At 58.8% G+C, this 20,949-nt stretch carries 21 protein-coding genes; 5 read left to right on the top strand and 16 right to left on the bottom strand.

All coding sequences use genetic code 11. The features are described 5' to 3' along the window. Positions 1-94: 94 nt before the first annotated feature. The gene (locus HMPREF3048_RS01595) at positions 95-760 is read right to left on the bottom strand and encodes a YceI family protein (RefSeq protein ID WP_083316641.1); all 666 of its coding nucleotides are present in this window, start codon (positions 758-760) and stop codon (positions 95-97) included. Between the two features lie 38 nt (positions 761-798). Beyond that, the gene (locus tag HMPREF3048_RS01590) at positions 799-1,146 is read right to left on the bottom strand and encodes a hypothetical protein (protein ID WP_246818825.1); all 348 of its coding nucleotides are present in this window, start codon (positions 1,144-1,146) and stop codon (positions 799-801) included. A gap of 124 nt (positions 1,147-1,270) precedes the next feature. On the opposite strand from HMPREF3048_RS01590, the gene HMPREF3048_RS01585 reads away from it, so the two are divergent. Then, the gene (locus HMPREF3048_RS01585) at positions 1,271-1,648 is read left to right on the top strand and encodes an RNA polymerase-binding protein RbpA (protein WP_070423193.1); all 378 of its coding nucleotides are present in this window, start codon (positions 1,271-1,273) and stop codon (positions 1,646-1,648) included. Positions 1,649-1,652: 4 nt separating this feature from the next. On the opposite strand, the gene HMPREF3048_RS01580 is transcribed toward HMPREF3048_RS01585, so the two are convergent. The 6 genes from HMPREF3048_RS01580 to HMPREF3048_RS01555 form a co-directional block, all read right to left on the bottom strand. Continuing rightward, the gene (locus tag HMPREF3048_RS01580) at positions 1,653-2,639 is read right to left on the bottom strand and encodes a polyprenol monophosphomannose synthase (RefSeq protein WP_070771019.1); all 987 of its coding nucleotides are present in this window, start codon (positions 2,637-2,639) and stop codon (positions 1,653-1,655) included. Between the two features lie 26 nt (positions 2,640-2,665). Next, positions 2,666-4,210: an apolipoprotein N-acyltransferase gene (gene lnt, locus HMPREF3048_RS01575; protein WP_070771018.1), complete on the bottom strand. Its 1,545-nt coding sequence runs from the start codon at positions 4,208-4,210 to the stop codon at positions 2,666-2,668. Beyond that, complete coding sequence (locus HMPREF3048_RS01570) at positions 4,211-4,735, bottom strand: FxsA family protein (protein ID WP_070451519.1); 525 nt, start codon at positions 4,733-4,735, stop codon at positions 4,211-4,213. It abuts the gene before it with no gap. Positions 4,736-4,745: 10 nt separating this feature from the next. Then, positions 4,746-5,594: a lipase family protein gene (locus HMPREF3048_RS01565; protein ID WP_246818824.1), complete on the bottom strand. Its 849-nt coding sequence runs from the start codon at positions 5,592-5,594 to the stop codon at positions 4,746-4,748. 366 nt (positions 5,595-5,960) lie between these two features. Continuing rightward, positions 5,961-6,686 (bottom strand): SDR family oxidoreductase, encoded by a 726-nt coding sequence (locus tag HMPREF3048_RS01560; protein WP_371326159.1) that lies wholly within the window; start codon positions 6,684-6,686, stop codon positions 5,961-5,963. After that, entirely contained in the window at positions 6,679-7,791 is a 1,113-nt protein-coding gene (locus tag HMPREF3048_RS01555) for a M24 family metallopeptidase (protein ID WP_070771015.1), read from the bottom strand. Before HMPREF3048_RS01555 ends, HMPREF3048_RS01560 begins: the two co-directional genes overlap by 8 nt. Before the next feature lie 23 nt (positions 7,792-7,814). On the opposite strand from HMPREF3048_RS01555, the gene HMPREF3048_RS01550 reads away from it, so the two are divergent. Further along, positions 7,815-8,366 (top strand): S1 family peptidase, encoded by a 552-nt coding sequence (locus tag HMPREF3048_RS01550; protein WP_070771014.1) that lies wholly within the window; start codon positions 7,815-7,817, stop codon positions 8,364-8,366. Here the strand turns inward: HMPREF3048_RS01550 and HMPREF3048_RS01545 are convergent. The 8 genes from HMPREF3048_RS01545 to dop are packed head-to-tail and all read right to left on the bottom strand — an operon-like array spanning position 8,353 to position 17,440. Next, positions 8,353-11,115, bottom strand: a complete 2,763-nt coding sequence (locus HMPREF3048_RS01545; protein ID WP_070771013.1) for a DEAD/DEAH box helicase — start codon at positions 11,113-11,115, stop codon at positions 8,353-8,355. The genes HMPREF3048_RS01550 and HMPREF3048_RS01545 overlap by 14 nt on opposite strands. 5 nt (positions 11,116-11,120) lie before the next feature. Then, a complete protein-coding gene (gene tatC / locus HMPREF3048_RS01540) occupies positions 11,121-12,140 on the bottom strand; it encodes a twin-arginine translocase subunit TatC (protein WP_224212712.1) in 1,020 nt (339 codons plus the stop codon). Positions 12,141-12,146: 6 nt separating this feature from the next. Beyond that, a complete protein-coding gene (gene tatA / locus HMPREF3048_RS01535; protein WP_070570299.1) occupies positions 12,147-12,413 on the bottom strand; it encodes a Sec-independent protein translocase subunit TatA in 267 nt (88 codons plus the stop codon). A 34-nt stretch (positions 12,414-12,447) separates the two neighbouring features. Further along, positions 12,448-13,380, bottom strand: a complete 933-nt coding sequence (locus tag HMPREF3048_RS01530; protein ID WP_070771012.1) for a helix-turn-helix transcriptional regulator — start codon at positions 13,378-13,380, stop codon at positions 12,448-12,450. Then, positions 13,370-14,305 (bottom strand): helix-turn-helix transcriptional regulator, encoded by a 936-nt coding sequence (locus HMPREF3048_RS01525; RefSeq protein ID WP_070484787.1) that lies wholly within the window; start codon positions 14,303-14,305, stop codon positions 13,370-13,372. Before HMPREF3048_RS01525 ends, HMPREF3048_RS01530 begins: the two co-directional genes overlap by 11 nt. Positions 14,306-14,308: 3 nt before the next feature. Then, the gene (pafA, locus tag HMPREF3048_RS01520) at positions 14,309-15,703 is read right to left on the bottom strand and encodes a Pup--protein ligase (RefSeq protein ID WP_070771011.1); all 1,395 of its coding nucleotides are present in this window, start codon (positions 15,701-15,703) and stop codon (positions 14,309-14,311) included. Between the two features lie 5 nt (positions 15,704-15,708). Beyond that, positions 15,709-15,903 carry a ubiquitin-like protein Pup gene (locus HMPREF3048_RS01515; protein WP_070423179.1) on the bottom strand — a complete coding sequence of 65 codons (195 nt, stop codon included), beginning with the start codon at positions 15,901-15,903 and terminating at the stop codon, positions 15,709-15,711. Positions 15,904-15,919: 16 nt separating this feature from the next. Further along, the gene (dop, locus tag HMPREF3048_RS01510; protein ID WP_070771010.1) at positions 15,920-17,440 is read right to left on the bottom strand and encodes a depupylase/deamidase Dop; all 1,521 of its coding nucleotides are present in this window, start codon (positions 17,438-17,440) and stop codon (positions 15,920-15,922) included. A gap of 642 nt (positions 17,441-18,082) precedes the next feature. On the opposite strand from dop, the gene HMPREF3048_RS11670 reads away from it, so the two are divergent. The 3 genes from HMPREF3048_RS11670 to HMPREF3048_RS01495 all read left to right on the top strand — a co-directional run bounded on the left by HMPREF3048_RS11670 (position 18,083) and on the right by HMPREF3048_RS01495 (position 20,851). Next, on the top strand, positions 18,083-18,832 hold the full coding sequence (locus HMPREF3048_RS11670; RefSeq protein WP_083279525.1) for an ABC transporter ATP-binding protein: 750 nt from the start codon (positions 18,083-18,085) through the stop codon (positions 18,830-18,832). A gap of 16 nt (positions 18,833-18,848) precedes the next feature. Further along, positions 18,849-20,153, top strand: coding sequence for a hypothetical protein (locus HMPREF3048_RS01500; protein ID WP_070484790.1), 1,305 nt, complete (start codon positions 18,849-18,851; stop codon positions 20,151-20,153). 113 nt (positions 20,154-20,266) lie between these two features. Continuing rightward, complete coding sequence (locus HMPREF3048_RS01495; RefSeq protein WP_141750679.1) at positions 20,267-20,851, top strand: hypothetical protein; 585 nt, start codon at positions 20,267-20,269, stop codon at positions 20,849-20,851. The last annotated feature ends 98 nt before the right edge of the window (positions 20,852-20,949 follow it).

The following is a 20,949-nucleotide window of genomic DNA, read 5'->3' as shown; positions in this document are numbered from 1 at the left end:
CAGATTACGCCGTGGTGCCACCAATTGTTACTTGACATAATGTACATTATCGGACAACTATCCTTTATATAACGTCAGGTGACGTTATATAGGGCTACTTCCGCATATCCAGACGGACGTTAATTTCGCCGTCCTCGGCGATCTTTGCGGCCACCAGCTCCGGAGTCTTCACTCCGTAGTCCTCTCGGTTGATCGGAATGTCTGCTGCGACGAGCAGCTGATCGCCCGAGCGCGCGACATTGAATGTCTGCGTGATCGTGTTCGTCTCGCCGTGGATGGTCATGTTGCCCGTCAGGTCTACGGTGCCCATCGTCCCGTCCTCTGGCACGCTGCTAAGGTCCACTGGCTCGGTGACAACGAACTTTGCCTCCGGGAAATCGTCCGTATGGAAAATTTTGCGTCGCACGCTTTCATCGCGGACATCAGAGTCGGTGCGAATGTTTGTCATATCGACGACAATCTCGCCAGCCTTCAGCGTGCCCGCCTCGATAGTCACGCTACCGCGAACGCCTTGTGTCGAGCCTGACGTAGTCCGGCGATCACCTGGCAGCACCTCGGAGAATGTGAAGCCTGCAGACGTTTGGTTGGGTCCAGGCTTGTTTGTTACCTCCCAGACGCCGTCAATTTCCGTTGTGGCGGATTTCAGGCTGGACTCGTCGATACCCTCAGTTTTGACACCGTGACTAAAAAACAGCGTCCTTCCCAACGGGATGAACGCCACTGCAAGCGCCAGAATGGCAAAGGCTAAAACTGCGATCATAAGCAGCTTCGTATTACGGGAGCTGGTCTTCACGTACCTCACCTCAGTTTTTCGAGTTTCTGGACCAAGCCTACTAATTCGTCACACAACGAATGCAACTCGTCCGCCGTCGCGCCTTCGGCCGCTGCAGTTTGGATATCCTCAGCGGCACAGCGCAACTCGTAAAGTCGATCGCGGATCTCTGCGACGCGCTGACGGCTCAGAATCACAGCGTCAGGGTCCACGGTCGTACCTGCAAGGAGTGTGCGCTGTTCGTACGCACGCTGCTTGCACGAAGAGCTGCAATATTTCCGCTTGCGGCCACGCCCCTGGTTGATTTCAATCTCTTTACCGCACCACGCGCAAACGTTTGTAGTCTCGTCTACTCTCCGCTTCCTGATCTTCACGGCGGCAAGTCTATTACAGGTGTCAAGCCTGGGTGAGGTCAGGGAACAAAACGAATTAGTGGACCGTTATACTTGAGCGATTGCTGGGCAACCGGGCAATAACGACGACAAGGATGGAGACAACATGGCTGATCGAGTGCTACGCGGTAGCCGCATGGGTGCCGTGAGCTACGAAACTGACCGCGACCATGATCTCGCGCCGCGTCGCATGGCGAAGTACCAAACACCCAATGGTGAGGTGTTTGAGGTTCCGTTCGCCGATGAGGCTGAGATCCCCGAAGAGTGGATGTGCAAGAACGGCCAGACCGGCACGCTCATGGAGGGCGAAGGCGTCGAGTCGAAGCCGACGAAGCCGCCGCGTACCCACTGGGACATGCTGCTGGAACGTCGCAGCATTGAGGAGCTCGACGTGCTGCTTGAGGAGCGCTTAGAGCAGCTCCGGAAGCGCCGTCGCACCGCGGCCCGCCTCGCTAAGGAGCAGGCCGCGCAGAAGGAAGGCTAATTCCCTACTTCGAACCGGAATTGAATACGTGAAGGACCTGACGCACGGTTTCCGTCGTCAGGTCTTTTGCCGTCTGTGCACCTTCTGCAACGCGACGGCCGACCTTATCCAGGTTCTTGCCGGAAAGCTCGTACTTGGTCAAGGAAGCAACCTCGTTAGCCAAGTCAGCTACCTGCGACGGAGCCTTGGCCGCACGATTTGGAAGATCTGCAAGCTTTGAGTTGGCGGCAGCGTACTCAATCTGTCGCCAGGTTTCGCTCGCCAGGTTGCCCACGAAGGATGCCTTTTCCTTCGCTCCCCACTTGGTTACCTCCGCAAACGATGCGGCAGCGAAGCTTGCGTCCAGCTTCGACTCGCCAAGCTTGCGGTCTTCAAAGGTGATGGGGACTTCAACAACCCCGAATCCAGCGTCTGCTACCTTGTGGGCAATCTCCACCTGGAAGATGTAGCCCTTGTTGGACAGTGCATCCAGGTCGAGTTCTTCCAAGATTTCGCGGCGGAACGCGCGGTAGCCAGCGGTCATGTCCTTGACATCGTCGCCAAGCGCGATCGAGATGTACTCGTTGCCCAGCTTGGACAGCAGGTAGCGGCTGCGCGGCCAGTTCTTTACTTCCCCACCGTCGACGTAGCGCGAACCGATTGCCAGATCTGCGCCGTTGGATACTGCGTCGAGCAAACGCACGAGTTCCTCAGGGGCATGCGAGCCGTCTGCATCCATTTGAACGATGACCTCGTACTCGCGCTGAAGGGCCCATTCGAAACCGGCACGGTACGCAGCCAGCAGGCCGTCTTTGCCGGTGCGGTGGAGCACGTGAACTTCATCATGAGTAGCTGCGAGCTCGTCAGCCTTTGCTCCGGTGCCGTCAGGCGAGTTGTCATCGACGACAAGGACGTCCACATCCTTGTTGGCATCCAGCACGCGTCCAACGATAAGCGGGATGTTTTCCACTTCGTTGTAGGTCGGGATAATCACCAGGGTTGTATTCGCCACGGTGCTACGTCTCCTCGTTGTCACACTTATTTATTCTTTGGTGCAGCATACCCGTGCGCCCGGGTACGTGCGGAAACGCCTGCCACAGCCATCAGCATGATCCCTGCCGCGACAAGCAACCACTCCAGAATCTTTCCAAATCGCACAGCCGGGGTGACAGAATCGCGCAACGGCAGCTTTTCGACGAGATGATCTGCCGTGAAGATTTCCGTCTGCTGCGATACTGAGCCGTCGGGATGGACGATGGCGGAGACACCCGAGGTGGCTACAACAACCACTGCGCGATCGGTCTCCAGTGCACGCATGCGGCTCATCGCCAATTGTTGATACGTCATTCCGGTGAACCCAAACGTGGCGTTGTTCGTCGGTGTGCTGAGCAACTGGGCGCCGTTGCGAATCGCCATCCGGTAGGCCTCGTCCTCCGCCACCTCGTAGCAGGTCGCCACACCGACCGCGATGTTGCCGAGGTGCACCACACCGTTGCCGTCACCAGGTTTGAAGTTGCCAGCCAGGTCGACCATGTCGGAGAACTTCCGGAAGAAGTCACGCATGGGCATGTACTCGCCGAACGGCTGGAGGAACCGCTTGTGGTGGTACTCCCCTGGCCCATCCTCTGGATCGAAGACGACCATGGTGTTGCGGGACCCAACGTCGTCACGTGTGAGTGTGCCAACGAGCAACGGTGCGTCGATGCCGCGCACGGCGACGTCGATAAGCGCTCGTGCTTCCGAGTCGGTGAACGGATTGACGTCGGAGGAATTCTCTGGCCAGAAAACGGCGTCGACATCCATGTTTTGCGCGCGGAGGTCGTCGCGAAGCGCAAGCGTTTCGTTGACGTGGTTGGCCAGCACCGCGCGGCGCTGTGCGTTGAAATCAAGCCCCATGCGAGGGACGTTGCCCTGTACCGCGGCAACGGTTGCTTCGCCCACTGTCGAGGCAGGGTTATTGACCCCGATCTGCGCCACGGTGCCGAGACCGAGGGGCAGTACTGCGGCTACAAGGCCGGCCCAGCGTTGCGTCCCACGCTGCAGGATGGCCACGGTGAGACCTGCCCCTGCCAGCGCCACCGCAATTGAGATCAGCGCCGGACCACCCCAAGGTGCGAGAGCAGCTAGTGGACCATTGATTTGCCCCCACGCCAGGCGTACCCAGCTAAACCCGCCGAAAGGAAACGACGAGCGGCAAAACTCAACCGCAAGGTAGATCAGCGCAAACGCGAGGAAGCCAAAGCGCCAACGCGCGACGATCACACCAAACACACCTATAGCGATGCCGTAGAGCGCGAGGAAGATCGACAAAGCGACATACGGCATTGCGCCGACAAACTCCCCGATCCACGGCAGCAGGTAGAGGTAGCAAAACGCAGCCTGCGTAAAGCCCAGTAGGCCGCCGAAGGCTGCGGAAGGACGATCAGTACCCGGCCAGCGTTGCCATGGCATGAGCGCAAGATAAAACACGGATATGCCGACGATGGCGGAGAACCAGTGTCCGTGCGGTTCGTACGAGAAGAACACCAGCCAGCCAGAGCAGGCCGCGAGTACGAACCGGAGGAAGCGGGTAAGGGCCGTCACCTACTTCTCCCCCGGCTCATTGCCGCTGTTGCGGAACCATTCCTCCAACTCGTCGGCATCAATAACGACGTCGTCAGCATCCGCTCCTTTCTGCGGATAGGGCTGATTGGGATTGGTAAACGAACCGTAGGAGGTGGTGAACTGCGACATCGGGGTGGCCTCGTAGAGGCGCGCGCCGAGGTCTTCCATGCCGCGACGGGCGCGTTTGGTCATCGAACGACGCGCGATTGCTCGTGTCGGACCGAACACTAATAGCAGGCCGATGACAGAGCTCACGAAACCAGGGACGAGACTTAGCGCCCAACCCGCCATCAACAGCGCGGAGTCGCCAGCCAACTTGCCAAGGCTGGTTCGCCCACGAGCCATCTGCGTAAGTTCACTGCGAAGCGACATGCTGGCGGCAAAGCCGCCGAAGATCATCAGTGCGAAAATTGCCAACAGCGCCCATCCGACACCAATCCACTTGGCGACGAGAAAGAACGCGATCGCTTCAACAACGAAGTAGGACAACAGGAGCACAGGCATGGGCCAGAGACTACCCGTTGAGCCGATCGAGCAACCAACCCACGTCAGTTGCAGCGTAGAGAAAATACGGGCCGAAGTGGTTCGTGCCAGTCCTGCCACGGATACGCTTGGCCGTACGTGAGAGGAACTCCACTCCCCAACTCTCTGCCAAGGCTGAGACATCTGAGTGCGGGACAAGGTCGTCGTATGGCGAACTCCACAGACGAATCGGAATACCTAGCGGGCGTTTGGTGCCTAGGCGTGTTGCATCAAGGTGGCTGCTGGTCAACGGGAGGTCGTCGAGAAGCGATGCCATGCTCACTCCGGTCCTCGTCCAAGAGCGAGTATGCGACCACGGGCGATGCAGCACCGCCCCTAAAGCACACGTGCGCGCCCCGTTCGCAATGGCCGCAACACCTCTTGGGCTCAAGTGCGGAGCAATCTCGGCAGCAATTGCGTCGTCGCTGGCCATGAGACCCGCGACCGCGTAGAGGATCACTACGGAGGCAAGCGCGCCATCGACGTGATGGAGCATGCTGACCATGTCCACTGGCGGAGCTGCGACCACAGCTGCCAGCAGTTGGAGATCGGGTGCGTACTCAGGTTCCTCGAGCCACGCTGCGGCGGCTCCCCCGCCCTGGGAGAAGCCCCACAGGCCGAGTTTGGACGTACCGACACCCAGGTGGGTGCTTGCGCGAACCGCGTCGGCGAGCGAGCGTGCTGCCGCAACGTGGTCGCAATAGAGCTCCACATCGTCCCCGGGGTCGCGTGGGTAATCGGTGATGACTACGTCGGCGCCGGCTGCAAGGAACAAGTTGATTACGGGTTGTTCATACGCGGCGATCAAGTCTATGGGCTTGATACGTGGTCCGATGCCCACGGTGCAGGAATATGAGGGGTCGCAACGCCGTGCAACGCCCTGCGTCGATGGCGCAAACGCGATCGTGGGCCGTTCACCTTTCCCCATCCACGGCGTACGAGAGCGAAACACTGCGCCTGTCGCGGACAAGATCCGGCCTTGAGTATCGCTCGTGGCGTATTCGATTCGCCAGGAGTCTGAGGGGTTCAACAGCCCGCTTGCCCCTACTGGTCGGATCTGTACGGCCTCGAGAAGGGAACCAGGCGTCACGCCCATAAGCCAGGTAGCTCGGCCGAAGTCTGGCCCGGTTCGTTGAGCAGGACGAACTAAGTCAAGGCCGAGCCCGACGAGCGAGCGCACACGAGGAAGGAGCAACGACGCCATGAGCTACCTCGGCATGTGGCGCCAGATTGGACGTGGAACCAAGCGCATAATCATGGCCAAAACGGCGAGGCGACGCGGAATCCACACTGTCGTACTCCGTCCCTTGGCCGCAGCGTCAACGACAGCATCAGCGACGACATCCGGCGTCACAGACATAATCGCAGGCTTCATCCCCTCAGTCATCGCGCCAATGACGAACCCGGGGCGCGCCAAGATGAGGTTCAGCTCCGTGCCGTGAAGCTTGTCGGAGAGTCCTTGGCAAAACGCGTCGAGGCCTGCCTTGGTCGAGCCATAGACATAATTCGCACGCCGTGCCCGCCAGCCCGCGATGGAAGAAAAGGCGAAGATCTCGCCGCGTGCCATCTCGTCGGCAAGGACGGTAAGCATGTTGACCTGTGCCACGTAGTCCACCGTGGCAATGCGAGCGGCCTCGCGTTCATCGCGCTCTGCTAGTTCCTGATCGCCCAAAATGCCGAAGGCCACGATGGCGGACGTGACCTCCCCCGCCTCGCGGACGATGCGGCGATGCGAGTCGAGGTTGGTAGCGTCAAAATTAACGGCTCGGACAACAGTCGCGCCCGCTGCAAGCAAACGACGTTTCACGTCATCGAGGCCGTCGCTACCACGCGCTGCGAGTACGACTTCACGACCACTGCAGATGCGCACAGCGATCTCGCCGCCGATGTCGCTGCGAGCACCGAGCAGGAGCACAACCCCGGGGTTATCCACGCGCTGCATCCAGGTCGCGGCGAGTGGTGTTGAAGGTCTTCATGCCGGTAGCCGTCAGCGTCACGATGTCTTCGATGCGCATGCCCCACTCACCTGGCTTATAGATGCCCGGCTCGATGGAAAAGGCCATTCCCTCGCGCAAGATGACGTCGCTACCTGCGATGATGAACGGCTGCTCATGGCCCGACAATCCGATACCGTGTCCAAGACGGTGGGTAAACCACTCGCCGTAGCCGGCCTCCTCCAGTACGCCTCGTGCGACGGCGTCGAGCTCCCCTGCGGTAATGCCGGGGCGGGCTGCGTCGCAGGCCGCCTGGAATGCGCGCTGAAGCGCGTCGTACGCCTCCAGGAAGTCTGGCTTCGCCTTGTTCCTACCACCCACGACGTGAGTACGGGTGCAGTCCGATTGGTAGCCAGATGGCAGCACACCGCCCAGGTCTACGACCACGGGGTCGCCCTCCTCGAGCACACGGTCCGAAAAGTCGTGGTGCGGGTTCGAGCCGTTTGGTCCCGAACCGACGATGACGAACGCGACCGTTTCGTGCTCTTCGAGGATCAGCGCGTTCAGTTCTGCAGCGACCTCGCGTTCCGTACGGCCCGGCTGAAGCAGCTCCGCAGCACGTTCGTGCACACGGTCGATTGCCCTGCCTGCGGCCTCGAGTTGTTCAAGCTCTGCAGCGTCTTTCACCATGAACAATTCCGCGACCTCAGTCTCAGCCAGATCTGTACGTGGCAGCAGGGCCTGCAGTGCGAACACGTGGTCGGCGGTCAAAGAGGAGCCGAGACCGACCGGGCCATCCGGGAGCGAGTCAGCAACGAGGCGGTACGGGTTCTCACCATCGCGCCAGCCAATCACCTCGACGTCGTCCGCGCCGTCGAGCCCCAACGAAAGCAGGTCTGTCATCGGTGCGACGACACGCGCGCCATCGGCGGAGATGACGAGGGCGGTGAGGCGTTCGTGGGAGGACGCCCAGGAGCCGGTGAGGTAGGCAAACTCTGCACCAGTCCCGATCACCAATCCGCTCAAGCCACGTTGCTTTACCAATTCGGCAGCCATTTGTCGGCGCTTCGCGTACACACTTGCATCAAACGTCATGCTGGCCATGGTAGATCGATACCATCGCTGCTGTGTCTGAATCCCTCGCACGATCAATCGCCCGCATCAGTAAGCCTGGACGTAGTTACTGTTCAGGCGCGCTGATCACGCCCGATACGGTGCTCACGTGTGCGCATTTCTTTCGCGGTGTGGATGAATCGAAGGTGCGTGTGCGTATCGACGACACCACGTACCGCCTCAGATCCGCCGCACCGATTCCCGGTACTGATATTGCATTGGCAAGGCTCACCGAACGCTCATCGGCTCCGCTGCTTGAGATTGGGGCTCCTCCGAAGATCGGCGCATCGACGCTGACGGTTGGCTTCGGCGGACGTGCGAAAACTCCTCAGGGAAAGCCAGGCCTCTACCTGGGCAAGCTGCCGTTTTCCGCGTCACGGTCGTTTGCCACGCGTATCCGCCCCGCGGGCTTAGTCTACGCCTCTCCCCCGGCGATCAAAGGAGACTCTGGCGGGCCGGTCTTTGCACACGGCAAGGTGTTCGCAGTGCAGTCGCTCATCATGGATCCGATGAACCGAAACCTGCGAATCGCCACCGTGTCGCTATTGCCCGCTAGTTACCGATAGCCACCACACCGCGGCGGATCGCGTCGACCGCACGGTTGGCGTTATCACGAATCTGGTCCGAGTAGCCGGTCTTCTTAATCTGCTCGAGCAGGTCGATGACTTGGCGGCACCAGCGAACGAAGTCGCCAGGTGTCAGTTCCGCGCCGGATTCTGCCGCAGCTGCAAGGGCATAGCCTAGCGGCGCACCCGCGGTCCACTGATGCATGGACAGGCTAAACCCGGCATCCGGAAGGCGTGTTGCGGGAAGATTATGGCGCTGCTCATCAGACACCAGTTCGCCGTAGATGCGCATGGTGTCGTTCATCGCATCAGCCATCGCGCCGGTTGCCGCCTCCGGCGAACCCTGGGTTGCACGACGGTTTTCGAACACCACCATGGATGCGACACCGGCGAGTTCCGCTGGATCTAGCTCGTCCCAGATGCCGCGCTTGAGACACTGTGCGACCAGAAGGTCTGAGACGTTGTGAATACGCGATAGACGCTCGCCCTCGTCGGTGACGTGCGGTTCGCCGTCAACAAGTTCGACGTAGTCCATCTCCGTGAGCAGCCCGATGATGCGCTCAAAGGTTCGGCCGAGGGAATCAGTCGACGAGTCGACCCGGCGTTCAAGTGAGGCAAGTTTGCGCTCGTCGCGCACGATGTCTTCAGCGGTCCGGGCAAGAAGCTCGCGGTCGTGGGTTGGCCAGTGATGAACCGGGTGGTTGCGAAGCGCCGCTTGCAGCGCCAGCACCTGCTTGTTCGGACGGGTTCTTGCCTTCTCACGCAGTCGCTTCGGCGCGTTGAAGTGGCCACGGTGCAGCATGTCTGCCACCTTGCGCGCGTGTTTTCGTGGCTGTTGCTGCATGTGACGTGGCACCTTGATGCGGCCGACGACCATGGGTGGGTTGCGGAACGAGGCGGCGTCGATACGCGCCGACCAGCCGCGCTCTGTGGTCACCCAGGGACGCGGGTCGTGCTGCTTCGCCGCGGGTTGCACCACAGCGGCCAGTTCCGGCTTCCGCTTGCCTGGCAGCGCGATCACCTCGCCGACTTGAAGGCGGGCAAGGATTTTCACCGTCTCCGTGTGACGGTTCTCAATCGCTTCGCGGCGCGCTTTCTTCTCCGCATCGTTGAGGTCTCGACGCAGCCGCGAGTACTCCACAAGCTCCGCTGCGGGATCTTCGGACGGCGGCGCGAACGCGGAGATGTCGCGCTCCAACTTCTCGCGCAACGTCCGCACCTTAGCCTGCAGGCGCTCAATGTCACGGACCTCGCCCACCACGGAGCGGTCCGTTTGGAACTGGGCGAAGGACTGCTCGATAAGCCGAATCGAATCGTCGAACCCATTCATGGCCAGCATGTTGATGGCCATGTTGTAGCCAGGCTGAAATTGCGAAATCAGCGGGTATGTGCGGGTCGAGGCCAACCCGGCAACCGCATGGGGGTCCAGCGCCGGCGCCCACTGCACGACGGCGTTGCCGATGTGGTCGATGCCGCGACGCCCCGCACGCCCGGTCAGCTGCGTGTACTGGCCAGGAGTCAGATCGACATGGGCCTCGCCATTGAATTTGACCATCTTCTCTAGCACGACCGTGCGCGCCGGCATGTTGATGCCCAACGCAAGCGTTTCGGTGGCGAAGACCACCTTGACCAGGCCGCGTACGAAAAGTTGCTCGACGATGTGCTTAAACGCTGGCAGCAGGCCTGCGTGGTGGGAGGCAAAGCCGCGCATCCAAGCGGTGCGCAACTGTTTAAAGTTGAGCACTTCAAGGTCTTCGTCGGGAATGCCTTCCACGCCGTCGTCGATAATCTGGTCGATTTCGGAGCGCTCCTCGGGAGTCGTCAGTTCCTTGCGGGAACGCAGGCACTGGAACAGTGCGCCGTCGCAGCCGGCGCGGGAGAAGATGAACACGATAGCGGGCAGCATGTCCTGGCCCTGCAGGACGGAGACGACCTCCGGGCGCCCTACTGGACGCACTTTGTCCTGGCCGCGGGTACGGCCGCTGCGGGAGCGCGAACGGAAGCCACGGCCTTCTTCGAAGTCGCGGCGACCCTCATTGGAATGGCCGGACTCGATGCGCTCAATGGCGTGCTCGAGGGAGCGGTTGACTCGCCCGTCGGTGCCGGGTTCGAACAGCGGGAACATCTTGCGCCCCACCATCATGTACTGGCTCAGCGGGATCGGGCGGTGCTCAGAGACGATCACCTCTGTATCGCCACGGACGGTAGACAGCCATTCGCCGAACTCCTCGGAGTTTGACACCGTAGCTGAAAGACCAATGAGGCTGACCGAGTCGCTCAAGTTGAGGATGATCTCCTCCCACACGGCACCACGGTCCCGATCTGCCAGAAAGTGGATCTCATCCATCACCACATGGGTCAGGCGATCCAACTGTGGTGACTCGGCGTAGAGCATGTTACGCAGCACCTCAGTGGTCATGACGACGATCTCAGCCGAACCATTGATGCTGGTATCACCGGTGAGCAACCCAACAGTCTCTTCGCCATGCTCGGCGACCAGGTCGTTGTACTTCTGGTTGCTCAGCGCCTTAATCGGCGTGGTGTAGAAACACTTCGTCCCCCGGTGCAGCGCGAGCGAGACCGCGAACTCGCCAACAATGGTTTTGCCTGAACCAGTCGGCGCGCAAACCAGCACGCCACGGTCCTCCTCGACGGCTTTGCAGGCGTCAATCTGGAAGTCGTCGAGATCGAAAGGCTTCGCGGCGGCGAATTCCTGCAAAAACGGCGTGGAGTTCTCGGGGGAAAGCATGCCCCCTACAGTACGTCCCCAAAGTCAATGTCGTTTTCGAAGCCTCGCTTCTGCGAGGTGCTCGACTTTGTCGCCGGGGCACGGTGTACCGGTTGTGGGCGCTCGATTGGTGCAGCCCTAATGCTTGTCGACGAGCCAATCGGGCTCGCAGACCCAACCGGAGTCGGAGCGTCGATCGGGCCGGAACCCTGCTCGTCGTCAAGATCCATCCAGTCTGGACGCTCACGCTTGCGCTTGCGGTCGTTGAAACGGCAGAACTGGAACGCGAGCTCGACCAAAAACGTTATAGAAAGACCGAGGATCGTCATGGAAAATGGATCCTGTGTCGGAGTCATGACGGCCGCGAAGATGAAGATCAACACGATGATGAAGCGACGCTTGTCCTTCACATGTTCGTAGCGCAACACTCCGACGAGGTTGAGCATGATGATGATCAGCGGCACCTCGAAGCTCACGCCGAAGATCACGATGAGCGACAGCAGGAAGTTGTAGTAGTCTCCACCAGACAGTGCAGCGATCTGAAACTCAGATCCAATTGACATCAAGATAAGAAAACCCTGGTCAAGGATGAAATAGGCCAGAGTTGCGCCGCTTACAAAAAGAATCACTGCAATAGTTACGAAGACAAACGTATAGCGGCGTTCGTTCTTTAGCAGTCCTGGCGTAATAAACTTCCAAATTTGGGATAGCCACACCGGAGATGCCAGTACCAGACCGGCGAGAGCACCAATCTTCAGTCGCAGCATGAACATCTCTAGTGGTCTTGTTGCCAAAAGACGGCACTCACCGTCTCCGGTAAAATCTGCTCGAAGTTCATCAGGCAAACTGCAATATGGGCCACGAATGATTTCGCCCAGCGGCATCAAGCGCCAAGGCGCATATTGATACCAAATGAAGCCCACAATCGTCCCGACGAGAATCGCAGCTAGAGAGACAAGTACCCGACGACGAAGTTCCTGGAGGTGCTCGACCAGCGACATCTCGCCGGTAGGATTCTTCCTCCGATTTGTCACTTTTGCCTTCATTGCCACCTAGGAGCGCGGCTGGTTCTCCGGGCGCTCCCAGAAATCGGCGTCCTGCGCGGCGCTACGGGTCTCCTGGGCAGCCGCGGATTCAATCTCGTGCTGTTGCTTCGGTTGTTCGTCAGCTTCGTCTTTGTGCATCTCCTTGACTTCGGATTTAAAGATGCGGGCGGAGCGACCCATGGAGCGTGCGAGATCCGGCAGCTTGTTTGCGCCAAACAAAAGCAGGATTACGAAAAGGATAAGGAGTAGTTCTGCTCCACTCGGCAAAGTCATTGCGTTCCTTTCAACAACAGACGTGTAAGGGCTCTTAGTCTAACGCTTTGAGCGCAGAATTCACGCGCGCCTCGAGTTCGTCGGCGAGATCCACAGGCTCTTGGATACGTACGCGGTCGGCTTGACCTAGGCAGAACCGGATCAGCCAGTCGCCACTGCCGTAGTGCATCGTGGCCGGAATCCACCCCGTTTTGGAGTCAATTACGTCACCTTCGATATCGATGTCCCAGTAGTCCGCCAGCCACGTCGCGTCCGGATGAATCAACAACCGAGCCTTCGCCTGCTGGGCCATCCCGAAAGGATCGGCGCTGTCGAAGTCGGTGTCCGTGGCGGTGGACGGCTCGTCGAGAAGTACCGCTTCCCGGATGCGATCCAGCCTAAACGTCTTTATATCCCCGGCATCTGCGGCGCGGAGGTAGGTGTTGCCGTCCTCGTGGAAGAGGCTCGCCGGTTCGATTATTCGCTTACTCGTTGTGTCTGAGGTTGCCGAGTAATACGTCACCTCAAGTTGCTTCTTTGCAGAGAGCGCGTCGGCGACCGTGGACGCAACACTCGATGTCGTGGGGTGCTCCGCATCGCCAATGCCGCTGGAGGTTGTCGCGGTACGGATCTTGTCGGCTGCGGAGCGGACCGCGCGGGCATCGACAAGCCCAGGCATTGTCTCTAACGAGTCGAGCAGCACCAGCAGCGCACTTGCTTCGACTGGGGTGAGGCGAAGCGGCTTGGTCAAGCCTTGATCGTCGATGATCCGCACACCCTTCCAGGAATGCTCCAGCTCGATCATCTCCCCCGGACCAGTGCCAACGCCCGACATGTACAGCAAGTCCAGATCATCGCGCACCTGCTGCGGATCTGCGCCGAGGTCGCGCGCAATCTCCATCACCGTCAGGTCCGCGTGGTTGGATGCGTAAGCAACGAGGTTGAGCAAACGCACCACGCGCTCTTGACGCTGCAGATCAGTGCTCATGAGGCTCCTTTCCCTTCGCAGAGCGCAGAAGCTTGACGACGTCCTCCCGTACCCCAGCTGGCTCCACCGCAATAACGTTGCCCGCGATGCTGGCAATCGCGCGAACGATCCAATCGCGGTCGACTGAGGTGAGCGTGATGGTGTCGTCGATACGCTTGCCCCGCATTGCGAGTTCTTCACCGGCTCCATTGGCAACGGTGACGGTGGCATCAACCAGGTCGCCTCGCAACGATGCCTCCACAATGCTTTGGAGCTCGCGTTCTTGCTCGTGGAACTGCTCCGATGTGTTGACACGTTTGACCTGGGAGATCTTCTTCACGCGGAAGACGCGCTCGGCACCGCGGTCGATGTCGTAGCCGACGAAGTAGGCACGGTTGTTCAGCGACACCACACCCCACGGGTCCACTACGCGACGCTCAGGATCCTTGCCTGGTGCGCGGACGAAGTCGAAGGACATGCGCTGCTTGTTGCGCACACACGCAACGATGGCGCGCAACGTCTCTGGGCGGAGTTGGAAGATGTCGTTGGACACCGACACCAACGTCGGAGCGTCCAGGTTCCGCGTCGCACCGGATGCGGCGAGCTTTGTCCATCCCGAGCGCGCGAAACTGCCGAGCGAGCCCGGCTGGGAGAGGTCTACGGCCAAACCGACGACGGATGCTTCCTCGGCGGTGAGATCCACCGGGGGAAGCTCGTAGAGGTCTTTATCTACCCAAACTTCCCCGTCCACAAAGTGGGCGGGAACCCAGAGTCGGCGCAGTTCTGCGACGTCACGGCGGATGAGATGACCTGCAGCGTCACGGCTGCGACCTCCGTAACCGTCGACGTGGCGCTGCACCCACGCGACGTCCCGCTTTTCAGGTGAGTTGAGCAGTGCAAAGGTGAGGCCGACCTGGCGGATGATCATGTCGGAATCGTCGGCCATGCGCTACTCCCCTTCCCCCGCGTGAGCGTTGACGTAGTCGATGAGGTCATCTGCCTCGGCGCTGGTGTTGGCGAATGGGTCGAGCAACTCAATCGTGCGCGGCTCCGGACGGTTGACCTTCAGGTGCACCCAATCGACGTTGTGTGGCGTATCTGCTTCACGTACTGCCGCGAGGAACCTCCCGCGGATGGCGGCACGTGTGGTTTCAGGCGGGTTCACCACAGCCTGTGCGATCTGGTCGTCGGTAATCCAGCGCTTGGCAAGACCTTTGCGCTCCAGCAGGTAGAACAGTCCGCGCTTGCGGTTGATGTCGTGGTAGGTCAGGTCGATCTGGGCGAGTTTTGGGTGGTCCCAGCCGCAACCGAGTTTGGCACGGAACTGCTCGAGCAGTTTGCGCTTGATCACCCAGTCGATCTCTGTATCTACCTGGGAGAAATCCTGCGTCGCAATCGCATCGAGGGTACGCTCCCACAGGTCCACGACTCGGGCCATCTCCTCGTTCGGCGTGCCCTCGTCTGGACGTTGCGCTAGCCAGCGCTTCGCCGCCTCAAGCGTTGTGCGCTGCACCTCCAGGGCGGTCACGGTGCCACCAGCAGCAAGGTCGAGCGGAGTCGCCCCTGTCGGGTCGGCTGCAATATCGCGGATATGCGCAATCGGGTCTGTGACCTCCATGTCGGGCAGGTCGAAGCCCGCCTCGAGCATCTCAATGACCAGCAGCATCGAGCCCACCTTCAGCGCAAAGGTCGGCTCGGACATGTTGGAATCTCCCACGATGACGTGCATGCGACGGAACCGGTGCGAATCCCCATGCGGTTCGTCGCGGGTGTTGATGATCGGACGGGTGCGCGTCGTTGCAGAGGACACACCCTCCCACACCTGGTCGGCGCGCTGCGAGATGACGAATGTGTCGCCTGCGATCTTGCCGGCGCCGCAGATGAGCTGGCGTGTGATCAGAAACGGCAGCAGTTGCTGACCGAAGGACTTCAGCGCGAGTTCGCGGCTGACCAGGTAGTTCTCGTGTGCACCATAGGAGTTGCCACGGGAGTCCACGTTGTTCTTAAACAAATAGGTCGACCCGCCGAGGCCGTCTGCCGCAAGGGCCTTGTCAGCCGTTTCTGCAAGATCCGCATAGATCCACTCGCCCGCCTTATCGTGCGCGAGGAGCTGGGACAACGAGTCGCACTCCGCCGTCGCGTATTCCGGGTGCGATCCGACATCCAGGTAGAGACGCGCAGCGTTGTCCACATACACGTTGGAACTGCGGTGCTGCGCTACTACCGGGCGGAAGAGATACCTGGCGATCTCTTCCGGGGTGAGCACTTGGCGAGCACCGTCGTAGGCAGCCACGCCGAATTCTGTTTCGACGCCCATGATGCGCCGCGGGTACCCAGCCACCATTGCGTTTACTGACCACCCTTTTGCACGAAGGACTTCACAAACTCCTCCGCGTTGGTGTCCAGCAGCGCGTCGATCTCGTCCAGCAGATCATCCGTACCGGTCGTGTTGATCTGAGCTTGCCCGGCGCCTTGCGATGCGTCGAAGTTGTCACCGTTATCTTCACCGCCGCCACCTGCGGCATGCATCTGTTGCGTAGCCATGGGTATCAGCCTACCTTTACCTATTCGTTTTCAAGCCCAGTCCGGCCAGCAAGTCGGACACCGTGTTGGATTGGGCGATGAGTTCTTCGGTGTCCGCCGCGGTGTGCTCCCCAAGCAGGTCGAGCGGGACCCGGTAGAGCTGCTCGTCGACAGAAAACAGCATGGACTGCCAGCTAGAGGCGACCAGGTTTTCGCCGAACTTTTGGCCGGCAGTGCCGCGGAAGTACGCTCGCGTGTCGCGTGGCGGTTCTGCGGCGGCGCGTTTGATCGTTTCCGCATCAACCATCGTGTGCATCGCACCCTTGCGGACAAGCGCGTGATACAGCGAATGCGACGGGTCAATGTCCGAGTACTGCAGGTCAATCGCCTGCAGCTTCGCCATCGTCACGCCGCGCTGCTCGAAACGCTGGATCAGCGACCACTTTGCGGTCCAGTCCAGCCGGTCAGCCGTCGATAGCGGATCGCGCTCCAAGTCATCGAGAATCTCGCCCCACATTTCGAGCACTTGCTTATCGACGACCCCAAGCCCCTCAAGGCCTGCACACCGCTCACGGTAGATCCGCAAGATGGAGATTGCGGTGCGCGTGGTGTCGTCGACAAGCGAAAGCTCATGGTTCAGCGTCGGGTCGTGGCTGACCGCATGGATCTCCGCAACCGGGTCCTTCAGACGCAGGTCTGAGAAGTCCACGTCCTGCTCAATGGCGTCGAGCACCAACTTCGTCATGCCGAGCTTGAGGAAGTTGGAGAACTGGCTCATGTTCGCATCGCCCACGATGACGTGGAGGCGACGGAAGTCCTCCTCCGGTGCGTGTGGCTCGTCACGCGTATTCACAATGCCACGGTTGAGTGTGGTCTCGAGCGAGACTTCCTGCTCGAAGTAGTCTGCGCGCTGCGAGATCTGGAAACCGGGCTTCTCCGACGCTTGGCCGATGCCGACGCGCCCGGCGCCGATGATCACCTGGCGAGTGACGAAGAACGGAATCAACGCCTGCGTGAGCCGCTCAAAATTGGTGTGGCGGGAGTACAGGTAGTTTTCGTGGCTGCCGTAGGAGCGACCCTTGCCGTCGACGTTGTTCTTGTAGAACTTCAGCGGCGGGCACGGATCGTGATTAGCCAGGACGGAGACCTGCTCTTCCCACAGGTGGCGGATGTCAGCGGCGGCGTCATTAAGAATGTGATCGCCGGCTGCGTCATAAATCATGGTGTCCAAAGCGTTCGAGCATTCTGGGCTTGAGTACTCGGGGTGGCCGTGGTCAACGTAATAACGCGCACCATTAGCGACGACAACGTTCGCCACCCCGATCGCATTCGCGTCCACCACCGGCACACTGCGGTAGCGCTGCAGATCGAACCCACGGGCGTCCTTCAGCGGGGCTTCTTCCGCATAGTCCCATCGCGTACGCGCTTTTGTGCGCAACGCCGCGTACGCCACCACCGCGTGAGTGGAGGTAACTAGCGGGCTGATCAGCGGATTATCGGGGCAAGTGATGCCGTATTCGGTCTCGGTACCCATGTAGCGCAATTGGTTATTACTCATCACTTCAACAGACTACAGGCCGGGGGCAAATTGTGAGTATTCTCACTATTGTCGCAGAATAGTAACCCATGCTATATTTTTTACACCAGTAATTTTCTGATGGAGGTGCTTCACCTCCGAACTTTTTAGGAGTAACGAACATGCAAGCTTCAAGGCGCCACATCTTCGCCATACTGACAGCAACCGCAATTGGTATGTCATTCCTCTCGCCCATATCAGACGCATCGCCAAGCAGTGGCGTCTCCTTGGAACCTTCTCAGTGGTCCGATTCGCCCACCACATCGATGTCTGATGATGTCTCAGAGATTGTTCCGTACGATTTCCGCGAAAGTGGAGCGCCGGGAACCTGCCGTTTGGTTGTCTGGGATGTCGGTTGGGACAAGTCCACAAATTGGCTGGGCATCCAAGGCGGTCGGGAAAACTGCGCGAACAATGCTGAATTTTTCTTAGAGCTGCGCAAGGATATTCCTCGGGCACCGGACCCACTCATTGGTTCTGTCAGGGGCGTAAACAATCAAATAGTTCGAGCTTTTGGGGCATGCAAGGGACCTGGAAGCTACTACGGCCGGGTGGCCAGCAGCACAGGAAACTCGTTGCGTGGAGATAACTCCGGGGCCTGCCGATAAATAGGAAGGAAGCTCCTTGATCCGCACCAATTCCTTAAGCAAGACTTTCAAGTCACGCACTGGCACTACGGAAGCAGTCAAAGACGTGTCTGTAACGTTCCCGCCGGGTCTCTCGGTCCTGATAGGCGGCAACGGCAGTGGAAAGTCTACGTTGATACGTCTCCTGTGCACCATAGAAAAGCCGACACGAGGTGGATTTTCGGTCGATGGAACGGAGATCGCAGGAAGAGCGTTAGTTAACTATCGGCGTCGTATTGGCTATGTACCCCAAGATGTACGTTTCGCCTCGACTATGACATGCCGTGACGCCCTTGCATACGCAGGCTGGGTTGCAGGGCTTGATAGACGCGCCTATTTGCGACGAATCCCGGAAGTATTGGAGATGATCGAGCTCCCAGAGATTGAGAATTCCCGAGTCAGCAACCTGTCTGGAGGACAAACTCGGCGCGTTGGAATTGCAGCTTCCCTGATCCATTCGCCCGATATTCTATTTTTGGATGAACCTACCGCAGGTCTTGACCCGCAGGCGAGGATTGAGGTGCGACATCTCCTAAATCGTCTCAAAGATAGCGCAACAATCATTCTCTCCACGCATCTGCAGGATGATCTCGAGCATGTGGCTGACAACGTGGTTGCGCTCCACAACGGTCGCATCGCGTACGAGGGAGAATGGAATCGGTTAAAAGCTGTTTCGGCAGACAATTTTTCCTCGGTGTCAACCGATCCCCTAGAACGCGCCCTCGCTTACGTGGCATCGAAACATTAATTCAGGACTTCAGCTTATGATCACTAGAAAATTTGGCTCACCAGTGCTCATGGTGCTCGGTGTCCTTCAGGTGGTATTCGGTGTTGGGGTTTCCTTTTGGGTGACCTCTAAACAAATGCAATTTGCGTATCCGCGAACTGCGGATATCGCTGAGGCATTTCGAGATGCAACTGCTTTATCCTGCTTTGGACTAGCAGTCATCGTCTCCTACAACGTGGCAGCGTTAGCTTCTCCTCGCGTGGGAACTGCCAACTCACTTGGCCGGTACCCGCTAAAACTGCAGGTTCTATTCTTGACCCTCGCCCCAGCATTAATTACAGCCGCGTCAATATCACTTGGGGCTATTCCTGCTTTTACCGATGCTATCGCTAAAAGTGCAGATGGATCCGTCTGGATTCTGCTGGTAGTCGCTGTCAGCACTGTTTTTCTCTCCACGGTTGCTGCGCTGTCCGCTTTCGTTGCGCTTGCCTTTCGCAAGTTTCATCCCGCTGTCTCGCCATTGATTGCAGTTATTGTCACCTACTTTGTTGTCGCGTTCGGTGCTAACAGTGCCAAAACTTGGGCAGTCGCTCCAATTGTTTTGCAGGCGGTTGATCCGACTGATCTCACTGAGCCTCGAAACCTGGTAGTTGCCTTGGGTGTAAGCGTTTGCCTCGCACTGGTAGCTGGTGGACTTCTTTTGTTGGCTGCTGGTGCTTCGAAAAACATTAGTCTTAGCGGAGTAATTGCTATTACGGCGATTGTCGGTGTTGCAGGTCTGTTGCAGGCAGCTGCAGGTCCCGTCGCGATCGTCGATCGAGACTCTTGCGCATTCTCGTCGGGCGGGTCAGAGATATGTGTGGATTCGGCCGATGAGCCCGGGCTTGAGCAAATGACTCGTGATATCTCCGCCCTCGAAGAATATTTACCGGACGGCGTAAGACCGAGGAAACTCGCCAGCAATTCGGCTTACCGGATCAAGTCCGGGGACCACGGTTACCAAAACTTTACGACCGCCGGCGAGGATCGGCGCCTAGACATCAGTGGGCTTCTTCTCGATGAGCTAGGAATCGGGTCATGTACAGATCCGACGTCCGAAGGAGCCTTTGTGATCGACCGAGTTGGGGTCTATATCACTAAGCGCACTGGTGTTTATTCCAAGAGCGTTGAGAAAAATGGTGCTTTCTACAAAAGCATTTCCGAGAGCGGTGAGACGGATCCAGCACCGGAGGACGTGCTATCTTCCCTTGACCACAGCGTGGTTGACAAAAACATAGCGAAGAACTGGAGAGCAATTGTGTCTTGTCAAGCTACATGGGAAATGTTGACGGAGGAGTCCTAGGTCAACCATTGACCATCGTTTAGTTACTCAGAGGTAGCCCGATGCCGATCCGTAGTATTCTCTTGTCCACCCCGTGGCACATCATTTGCCTTTTGGGGGCATTTTGCGGAGTAATGATTCGTTTAGTTCGTGGGATAACGTTTGAGGTCGGAGGTAGTCCCACTGAGACCTTTGGCATTACAGCTGTTGAGCTAGTTTCGCTTCTTTTCGCTTTGACCACGGTTGTGCTTGTAACACCTTCGATGCCTCACATTGATCTGCGGAGACGACGGGCTCAGTGGTTATCAGTATTTAGACAAACCTTTGGTGCGATGGTCGTCGTGATTGTCGCCTATTTCGCCTCGATCCAGAGCAATGTTGCTTATCATCTTGAGCCGGGGACCGATCCCGCCGTCAGTCCAGAGAGCGAACTGATTATCAACAACAGTGTGTTGATATTTGCGGCAGGTGCAATACTGATCACGCAGTGGGGAAAATCACTGGGGACACTCGCCACCATTATCCTGTGGGCGCTTTGTAATACGCCTTTGGTTTTCTTTACCAACTTCACCCCATGGCCTTTTGCGGTACTTCTAGATGCTGGACCGTGGTTCTCTCCGGAGCACCTATGCACTACAGGGCTAGTACTGATTGCGAGTTTTCTGGTGCAGTTCCGCACTGCCGGTGCTAGTGCTTTCGCAATTCGAAGAGACACATAGATTCGACCGCCCAATTCGAGTGGTTATGAGGAAATAGTCTTCGCCCCCAAGTATCACGCATGACCTGGGGGCGATGTGTTTGACAGGTTCGAGTCGCA

This window comes from Corynebacterium sp. HMSC075D04, from assembly GCF_001815635.1.
Lineage (GTDB): Bacteria > Actinomycetota > Actinomycetes > Mycobacteriales > Mycobacteriaceae > Corynebacterium > Corynebacterium coyleae.
Note: the sequence above shows the minus strand (reverse complement) of the source record. Positions and strands in the feature narration are given on the sequence as shown.